The organism is Moraxella caviae, from assembly GCF_002014985.1.
Classification (GTDB): domain Bacteria; phylum Pseudomonadota; class Gammaproteobacteria; order Pseudomonadales; family Moraxellaceae; genus Moraxella; species Moraxella caviae.
In genome coordinates this window covers 25959-35796 of the sequence record NZ_MUXU01000036.1, presented here as the reverse complement: position 1 = coordinate 35796, position 9838 = coordinate 25959, and the positions used below count along the sequence as shown (strand labels likewise).

The window sequence follows — 9838 nt, the reverse complement described above, 5'->3', positions numbered from 1 at the left end:
TTTTGAAAATAGCCATATTTTCCTTGGCGGCTTTGATGGCATTGCCCAAATCAATGAGTGCAAAGATATTTTTATCTGCGTCCAAACGACTGATAACAGCAGTATGCAAAGGTTTGCTTGGAGCAATCGGCGTATAGTCTGCATCAATGGAGTTGTGCATAAAGCCGAGTTTCGGTTGAATATCTTCGTTTAAATGCGGGCGGAGCAATTCCACTGCTGATTTTGTCAAAAGCAAGAGTTTGCGGTAATTGTAGAGTTTGCCTTCGTTCAGCCAACTCAAATGCGGCCCGTACATTTCTCGGGAAATCATATCTTTGACATCACCGTGGAACATCAGCACCGACTTGGCATTTTCCAAATATCTTTGGAAATGTATATGGGCGGAGAACTGCAAGGAAATGACAATGCCGTCTGTATTTTTGAGAATGTGCGTACACGCACCGTTCAGATACTGACTGGAGATGGCAAAGTCAATATACGGACTTTTCAAAACGTGCAGCTCGGAGTTGGCTTCAGCAAACTCTTTAATCGCCAAGACAAAAATACGCGAATTGTAAGTTTGCTTGTAGTATTTCGCCATATTTTTCAAGAAGCTGTGTACGCCGCCAATTTGGTTGAGATCATTTACCAAGAAAATGATGTCTTTACCGCGGCGGATTTCCGGTATAAAACCGATGCCGTCTGCAATGCGTTTGGTGGCATTGCCGTCTTCTTGCGGATAGAAGGTGCTGATGATTTTGCTGTTGTCGGCATTGATGGTTTTCCAGTTGATTTGATACAACTCTTCTTCGCTGCGTATGATTTGTTCAGACGGCAAATAATCGGCAAAATCAAAATACACGCCGCGTTTTTGCATATATTCGGCGTAATCGTATTGGAACAGCACAATCGGCTTATTCAATAATGCAAAATCCAGCACCAATGATGAGTAATCACTGATGAGAATATCGGCGATTTTCATCAAGTCTGCCATATCGGACGATGATGTGCAGTCAATTACGTTGTCATAGTGCTGATCGAGATGATTGAGATAGTGCAGTTTGGTGATGAGCATATAATCATCACCCAAATCAGCAAGCAACCTGCCCACATCAAAAGGTAAAGGCATTGCCCCAGCTTGACGAAATGTCGGTGCATATAGGACGATTTTTTTACCGCTTGGAATACCGAGTGTGTGTTTGAGATATGCCAAATCAATGTATTCAGGCGTATTAAATTTGCTGTTTTGACGCTCAATTTGCCGCCAATCCAATGCCAGCAACGCATTTTCAGTGGTGGCGGTGTATTGACGGCGTTTGATGATACGCAGCTCTTGCTGGTGGGCAGGGTGAGCTTTGGCAAATTCAGCGTGATCGTGGATAAACAGTGCCACAGGGCGGTTGTATTGGTCAAATTGATACATCAGCGGATTGTAATCGCTGATAAGAATGTCCGCGAGAAGCAAAGCATCATTTTTACCGATGTTTTTGGTGTAATATACGCGGTTTTGCGTTTGATGCGGAGCGTGCAGATGAGCGGCAGGCAAAAGCACAACAAGGCAATATTCTTCGCCCAATACTTCCAGTAGTTTTTGGGTATCAAAAGCTACTTCAAAAGGCTTGTCGGCACGGTATTCTGGTGCATACAAAGCGATTTTTTTGTCGTGTGGCAGTCCGATGGTTTGGTATAGTTCGCTCAAACGCTGCTGATTGCTGCGGTTATCAAGCAGTTTGTCAATTTTGGCAGAACCGACCTGCAAAACTTCACCCTCATAACGCATTGCCTTACGCAAAAATGTCTGCGTATAAAAGTCAGACATCGATACCATACTGTCATAAGCCAAGCCGTAACGAATCGCCCCTGTCAAATGCTTGATGTCTAAATCCACAAACATTTTTTTATAGGGAATACCATGCCATACCGATACCCATTTGGTTGTATCGGTAATGCGGTAGCCGTAGTTCATCGAGCCTGCATCGATCACATAATCAGCGGTGAGTTTTAAATACTCGCCATAAGACGTGCCATTTTTCACTAAAGTATGCGATGGCTTGTACACCACATCTTCATCAAGCTGACGCAAAATGACATACACATCAAATTCATTTTGGTAATACGCAATAAAAGGCTCAATATCTGCCATCACTCGGTGATTGTAATCAGACGGAAGCAGCAGTAGTTTTTTCTTGAGACTGATGTTAAGCGATTGCTGAAAACCGCCCTGCAACACTCGAGGTACAGCTACGGTCGGTTTGCCCGCCGCATTCAATTCATAGGAAGAAAATCCAAGCTGTTTGTTGCATTGTGCCAGTTGGATTTGCCATTGGGTGTTGTAAGGTGCAAGTTCGAGTGCTCTGGAAATATAAAAATGTGCTTCGTGCAGACTTTTTAATTTCAAATGACATACACCCAGTTTAAAGGCGATTTGCGGATTATTTGGTGCTGCTTGATGAGCTGTTTTAAAGGCGTTTAATGCCGCACCCCAATGTTTCTTTTTATATAACGACAACCCGTTGCGATAAGCTGCGGGTGCAATCATATAATTGAATGAGTTTTTCAGGAGTTTCATTCTTGTTTTCCTAGATGTTTTCACCAAGCGATTTCAATATGCCGATGTAGCGGCTTTGACGGTTGCTTGATGTCAAAGACAATGTTTTTTTATATAAGTAGATAATAAATTCTTTTTGAGATAATACCTCAACATTCGGCGTATCCATCGCACTGTCAAACTCTATTTTGGGTGTTTGCCAGTCTGCTCCGTAATTTTCTGTCAAATAGCGGTGATAATCTTTCGGGATTAAATAGGTGTTGCCCAAAAATGCTCGCTCGGCAAGCTCGAAAGGGCTGTTGTGCCAGCGTGTTTTACCGCCTGCGTGCCAATAGTCGTCAGGCTCACGGTAATGGATAAAAATATCAATGGTAATGCCGCTGACGTGGCGAACCACCAAAATATCAGGGCTGTAAATCGGCAGCACATAAAAGCAGCCGCTACGCCGAACCACGCTTGCCAAATCCTGCACGCCATAGTCGTCCCACACACCCACATCAATGTCTTTGTCGTGCCCGAGCAGCTTGCCTTCACGGATGCAGCCGAGCAGTGTGCCGCTGATAAGAAAAAACTCGATACCGCTGCCATCTAGGCAGTTTTTGAGTGCGGATAAGGCGATTGCGGCTTTTTCGTCTGTATATTGCTTGGAAGCGGTTGGTTTTGCGGTATTTTTTACCTGCATACTCAAGCGGTATTGCCTACGCCATAAGTCCAATGCGAAATCGGTATTGCCAGCGCGGATTGCGGCATTTGACAAATGACTGGCAAGGTCGAAAGGCAGAAGAACGGTTAAATACTCAGGAAAATACTTTTCAAATAACACACAATACTGCTCAAAATCAGACGGCATTTCCACCAAATTGGATAAATGCTGCCACGTTTTGCCACGTTTTGAATATGTCAGCAAGCCTTCAAGCAGCGACCACGCCAAAGTCTTATCGCCTTGTATGGCATGTATTTCTGCCAACAGATAAATGGCTTCTATGTGATTTGGATTCGCCGCTAAAAATCGGCTCAAGTTACTTTTCGCTTGTTCAAATTCTCCAAGCAAAAACTCGCTTTTTGCCAAATAAAAATGTCCGAGCGAATCGGATTTTTTGATGAGTTTTTTGGCTGCCGTCTGCAAATCCGTATGTTTGGCAGACGTTAATGCCTCTTGAGCTTTATGAATATAAAAATACGAAAATACGCCCCTTTGTTCTTTCGTATTGCTGACGTTGCGTTTGATTTGCAGACAGCTTTGAACAAAAGGCGTATTTTGATATTTTTTTACAAAAGGAAATTGCGACAATTTCATCATCAGGTTTATTTACCGGAAAGCGTTTCCTTGATTTGTGTAGTGGAAATGCCTTCTGTTCGGGGCAGATAGACGACTTCGCAGTACTCTTTTAGAAAGTCAAACTTGCCTTCCCAGTCATCACCAATGACAAAAACGTCAATGTGGTGTTCTTTGACATCTTCAATTTTTTGTTCCCAAGAAGTCTCAGGAATGACCAAATCTACAAAACGCACCGCTTCAACAATGCAGGCACGTTCTTCATAAGGATAGGTGCAAACCTTGCCTTTGCCTAAATTAAATTCATCAGTAGAAACCGCAACCGTTAGGTGATCGCCTAATGCTTTGGCACGCTTTAACAGGTTGATATGGCCGTGATGGAGTAAATCGAAAGTGCCGTAAGTGAGGACTTTTTTCATAATATATTCTTTGCTAATTTGATTAAAATTCACCCAATTTGAACATTTCATTATAAACTTAAAATCAGTTTCTTAATGTAAACTAATGTTGTGCAATGGTGTAAATTTATACAAGTACATTATACCACCCCCCCCCCTGCGATATAACAATATTTTTTGTAGTTTTGTATCGTGGTTTTTTATAATTTTGTATCACAGCGTCAATATATGACAAAACCCCAAAAGCCGCACCACCTTCGAGGTTTATTTTCACCATCTTTACATCGCCTGCAAAATATTCACGCCGATGATTTCTATGAATTTTTGTAAGAGCAGCAGCCCAAACAGTGCAGCGATGGGCGATAAATCCAGCATACCCAAATTTGGCACAATGCGGCGAAATGGCGCAACAATCGGCTCAGACAGCTGCATAATTAAATCAATCGCAGGGTGCATGGTGTTCATCAGCATCACCACCCAGCTTGCCAGCACCGAACCAATGATAATGTAGCGCAGCATCGCCAAAAACTGCGTGATGGCGGTCAGCGTACCGATAAAAAACAGCTCCAATGCCGACAGAGATTTTTGCAAAATCATCGCATCTGCCGCCAAATTCACCCAATACAAAAGCAGCATCAGCACCACCGCAGCCATGCTGATGCGTCCGCCGCCCACGTTCGGGAAAATGCGCGCAAACACATCTACCACGCCCGTCATGCGCTTGGCGGCACGCATATAAGGGTGGCGCGAATCCACTTCAGCAAACTGCATCATAAAGCGCAAAAACAGCGCAATCAGCGCAAAATTGATCAGTGCGTTCACAAGCACATACATCGGACTGTTCATAAATTCTCGTCTTTGGCACGCAAAAGCGTGGGTTAATAATGATTGGATTCAATGGCTAAATTTATTGGCTTACGGTGGTTTTGCTGCTTGATGAGTTGGCGGATTTTGCAAGTTTAAAATCGTGCTGCGCCTTGCTCATGATTTGACAATTTTCCATCAAAACGATTTTTAAATTAGCAAGCCAGCAAATAAACCAAAAACGCACCGCAAACCAAATTTCACGCAAATCTTAAATCTTAAGCGGACGTGATTTTCGCAAATTGCTAAAACGCCTTGCCAAGCTCACAGCTGCGATCTGCGCACGCCTGCATGGCACTGCCAAACGCTTCGCCCACGCCCTGCTCGGCAAGCACCGCCAAAGCCGCTGCTGTCGTACCGCCTTTTGACGTAACCTGCGCGCGCAACGTGGCGGGGTCGCCTGCTTTGGCAAGCTCGCCTGCGCCAATCATGCTTTGTACCGCAAAGGCGTGCGCGTCTTTTTCATCAAGCCCCATCGCCACCGCCTTGGCAATCATATTTTCCAGCACATAAAAAAAGTACGCAGGCGCAGACCCTGCCACCGCTGTGATGGTGTGCATTTGCGCTTCGTCATGCACCCAAGTGGTGATACCCACCGCACGCATCACCGCTTCGGCAAGCGCTCGGTCGTCATCGCTGACGTTTTCTTTGGCGAAAAGTCCAGTCGCCCCCAAGCCCACAGCTGACGGCAAATTCGGCATACTGCGCACGATGTTCTCACAACCCAGCGCTTCGCCAAGTGCTGACACAGGCAAGCCTGCCGCCACCGACAGCACAACTTGCTTATCAAGTTTGGCAGGCAGCGCACGGCACATATCAAGCATGACTTGCGGTTTTACGGCAAGCACCAGCACATCGGCACGCTCAATAAACGTCTGCACGCCATCAGGCTGGCAAGTTTGCACGCCTTTTTTGTCAAACACCGCAAGTTTATCGGCATTACGGTCAGACACGGCGATGGTGAATGGCAAATCGTGCGCCGCTCGCACCGCCAGCAAGCCATCAATGATTGCGCCTGCCATGTTGCCGCCACCGATAAATGTGATGGTTTTATCCTTTAAAACTTGAAAATCTGCCATAAATCACTCCGTTTTTGTTTTTAAATTTTTTAAGATGTGGCTGTTTTTAAAATATGGTTAAAAAAAGTATGCTGATGTGGTTTTTGCTTTTAAACTTGTTAAGGGCTTAAAAACCGTTATGGTTCGACAAGCTCACCACGAACGGTTTTTGCGCTCATCGCACAACCACTAAAAATCGCCATTGTACACGATTTACCCATCGGACGCAAAAGCCAACAAATATGCGCCCATCTTTGTCTTGGCGTGTGGTTTTGTTGTCAAGTTAGCGTCTTGTGGCTGGGCGGATTTATCGTGGTGCGAAAGTTTGGCAAAAACTTCATCAAACTGCGCCAAACGCCACGCCGCACCAAGCGTTACCAAAAGCACAGGTGCGCCTTGATGGCAAATTTGCCACACATTTTGCCGCAGCCACGCAGGCACGCCCAAGGCTTGAAACAACTTTTTGCCTGCCATTTTGCGCCCATTTGCCAGCGTGATACGGGTTTGATTGTCCAATTTTACCGCGCTGATGTCGGCAGTATTGATAGGCAAATCCGCCCACGCACACGGCAGACGCCACGCCAAAGCCAAGCCGTTAGTTGCTTTTAATAACAAGACTTTTTCTGGGCTGGTTTGTGGATTGGCTTGGTCATTGCTTTGGTAAATTGGTGTGTTATTGTGGTGAAAATTTTCGTCCTGCTGCTGGCGATTTGACTCACACCAACGCACAGACGATTGCGCTGCACCAAACAATTCCCACACATCGCTGCGGTAACGATACAGCACATTACGGTGCCGACACAGCACATACGCATGGCGCGCGCCTTGCCAAAACAACCGTGCCTGATGGTCGCTGTCGCTGCGCTGTGCCAATGCCAGCACTTCGTCCGTGCGCATTTTACTTGGCGGCAAAGGCTCGCCTTCACCCAAAAACGCATGAACGATGGCTTGGCGCAGTGCTTGGCTGGCATGGGAAAGCTGCGCCAAATCAAGCCGTGATTCGTACGGCAAATCACCACTGCGCACAGTGTTTAGCCGCTCGCCCAAAAGCTCGTCCAGCACAGCTGCTGACTGCTCTAAAAGCGCAGCACTGCGAGTGATATTTTGCACCGCTTTTGGGTTTAGGCGTAAAAACTTGGGCAAAATCTGCGTACGAATACGTCCACGCGCGTGCTTGGGGTCGGTATTGGTCTCATCATTGACAAAAGGGAGTGCATGACGCTTGGCAAAATCGCTGATTGCACTTCTTGGCACGCCAAGCCACGGTCGCCACAGCCAAATGCGCTTATTCGCCACTTGCACCATTTGCCACGCCGCCATGCCAGCCAAGCCCTGCACGCCTGCGCCATCGGCAAGACGCATCAGCACGGTTTCGGCTTGGTCGTTGGCGTGGTGGGCAAGCAGCAGCACATCGCCATCATTCATCGCCGCCGCCAAGCTCTCATAGCGTGCGCTGCGAGCTGCCGTCTCACTGCGATTGGCAAGATTTGCGTGCAATACATGGCATTCATAAGCGTGCGTATGCGCCCAATTTGCCACAAGGCTTGCCCACGCATCATTTGCCGCCTGCCAGCCATGATGAACGTGCAGCAGCACAGGCAGCGCCATCTTACCGGCACAAAACAGCTGCCAGCACGCCTGCGCCAACGCCAAAGAATCTCGCCCACCGCTGCACGCCAAATACAACTTAGCGGACGGCTTGATGGGCAAGTCAAGCGCACGCTCGGCAAACTCACGGTACTGCGCTTCTAGCACGCCAACGAGCGCATCATCTTGGCTGTCAGAAAATTGGGCAAAACGTTTGGTCATGGCGGTGAATTGGTCGTGATGGTAAATTGGTCATGATGGCAAGGAAATGATGGCAAAAAGCTTGGCTGATGAATTAAAATTGACGTGGCTGCTGGCAAGGTTTTGCTTTGGCGTGCTTGAAACAACGAAAAAACCAAACAACCGCCAAAATTTATAAAACCAACACAAAAAACTGGCGCAACACTGGCGCAACTTGGCAAATATACCATCTTTTTAATGCACGCAAAACCCCAACACTTATACAAACCCAAACCAAACAACAAAAGCCAGAGCGAATCTGGCTTTGTGCGTTGCTTAGCAGCTTAGAGCGACACTTGCGAATTAAACGACATCAAGCGCTGATAGCGTTTTTCCAGCAAATCATCGTGATTTAGGGCATTAAGCTCGGCAAGCTGCTTGGTGAGCAGTGTTTTGAGTGCTTGCATAACTGGCTCAGGCGCTTCGTGCGCACCCACACCTTCGGCAATCACTTCATCAATCAAGCCAAGCTGGTGCAAATTATTGGCGTTTAGCTTGAGCGCTTCGGACGCATCGGCGGCTTTTTCGGCAGTTTTCCACAAAATAGACGCACAGCCTTCAGGCGAAATCACCGAGTAAATGCTGTTTTCCAGCATATTCACCTTATCCGCCACGCCAATCGCCAGCGCACCGCCTGAGCCGCCTTCACCGATGACGGTGGCGATGACTGGCGTTTTTAGGCTGGAAAATACCGCGATGGATTTGGCGATGGCTTCTGCCTGCCCGCGCTCTTCTGCGCCCACACCAGGGTATGCGCCTTGGGTGTCAATGAAAGTCAACACAGGCAAGCCAAAACGCTCCGCCATCTGCACCAGACGAATCACTTTGCGGTAGCCTTCTGGGTTCGCCATGCCAAAATTATGCGCAATGCGCTCACGCGTGCTGCGTCCACGGTGCTGACCGATGAGCATGACAGGCTCGCCATTAAAACGTGCCAAACCGCCAACAATCGCGCGGTCGTCCGCAAACGCACGGTCGCCATGCAGCTCGTCAAACTCGGTAAAAAGCGCCGCCACATAGTCTAAAAATAGCGGACGCTTGGCGTGGCGGGCAAGTTGTACGCTGTCCCAAACTGTACTCATAAGTTTTCTCTAAATGAACAAATGTAAACTTAGTCATTTTAGCACATTTTTATGATTTTGGTAATATGGATTTGTGGGTTTAATTGATTGTGGTTTTGGCAGAGTGGGTTTTGTTGTTGGCAAGGTTTGTTATTAGATTGGGGCGGGTTGTAAGTTGGGTTGATAATGCACAGTCCAACATAATTAGGGCAAATCTTTGAATTTGTTGGGTTTTCGCTCCGCTCAACCTACAGCTATGCGTCATTAAATCATATGACTGCATTCAATGCTTTCTATGTAAATGTCGTTATTTAAAAAAGCTGGTATAATTTTTTCTAAATACCATTGAAAGTCGGTTAGCTTGGTTGCAGCATTTTCGATGCGGTTGATAGTTAATAAAAATGAAACCCGTCCATCTAAGAAAAATAACAACTCTCCGCCTATATTCGTATCTTTCCACGTTACAACCAAACCGACAATTTCCTTGTTGTAAAATTTTCTCTCACATATCTCAATCAATTCTTTATCATTAATGATTTTAGAACGCTGCCAATCAAAATTGTCAACATCCCCTAATGGCAGATAACATTTATATTCACCGTCTAAAACCATCCATCCGTTTGTCATGAGAATATTTAATAGCACCAAAGGCGTGATTCGAACTCGGTCTGAATAAAATCCAAAATCAATAGCCGCTGAGACAGACATAAAATCCCCTAATATTGATAGTTTTAAGCGCCGTACCAACCCACAATTTAGACCAGAAAAGCTCAGCCCAACCCGTAAGTTAGGTTGCGAAGCACAACCCAACATAATTAGGACAATCT

At 46.3% G+C, this 9838-nt stretch carries 8 protein-coding genes; all 8 read right to left on the bottom strand.

From position 1 onward, the window contains the following. Window positions 1–2548: CDP-glycerol glycerophosphotransferase family protein (locus B0181_RS06125; protein ID WP_078276628.1), on the bottom strand; the 2548-nt coding region annotated here is incomplete at its 3' end. A 10-nt stretch (window positions 2549–2558) separates the two neighbouring features. After that, on the bottom strand, window positions 2559–3827 hold the full coding sequence (locus B0181_RS06120) for a tetratricopeptide repeat protein (protein WP_207384356.1): 1269 nt from the start codon (window positions 3825–3827) through the stop codon (window positions 2559–2561). Window positions 3828–3832: 5 nt separating this feature from the next. Then, the gene (gene tagD, locus B0181_RS06115) at window positions 3833–4222 is read right to left on the bottom strand and encodes a glycerol-3-phosphate cytidylyltransferase (RefSeq protein ID WP_078276626.1); all 390 of its coding nucleotides are present in this window, start codon (window positions 4220–4222) and stop codon (window positions 3833–3835) included. A gap of 258 nt (window positions 4223–4480) precedes the next feature. After that, a complete protein-coding gene (locus B0181_RS06110; protein ID WP_078276625.1) occupies window positions 4481–5047 on the bottom strand; it encodes a YggT family protein in 567 nt (188 codons plus the stop codon). A gap of 263 nt (window positions 5048–5310) precedes the next feature. Beyond that, the gene (proC, locus tag B0181_RS06105; RefSeq protein ID WP_078276624.1) at window positions 5311–6144 is read right to left on the bottom strand and encodes a pyrroline-5-carboxylate reductase; all 834 of its coding nucleotides are present in this window, start codon (window positions 6142–6144) and stop codon (window positions 5311–5313) included. Window positions 6145–6336: 192 nt separating this feature from the next. Further along, window positions 6337–7932, bottom strand: a complete 1596-nt coding sequence (gene tilS / locus B0181_RS06100) for a tRNA lysidine(34) synthetase TilS (RefSeq protein WP_078276623.1) — start codon at window positions 7930–7932, stop codon at window positions 6337–6339. Between the two features lie 302 nt (window positions 7933–8234). Further along, window positions 8235–9032: an acetyl-CoA carboxylase carboxyltransferase subunit alpha gene (locus tag B0181_RS06090; protein WP_078276621.1), complete on the bottom strand. Its 798-nt coding sequence runs from the start codon at window positions 9030–9032 to the stop codon at window positions 8235–8237. Between the two features lie 243 nt (window positions 9033–9275). Then, window positions 9276–9719 (bottom strand): POB3 family protein, encoded by a 444-nt coding sequence (locus B0181_RS06085; RefSeq protein ID WP_078276620.1) that lies wholly within the window; start codon window positions 9717–9719, stop codon window positions 9276–9278. Window positions 9720–9838: the final 119 nt, after the last annotated feature.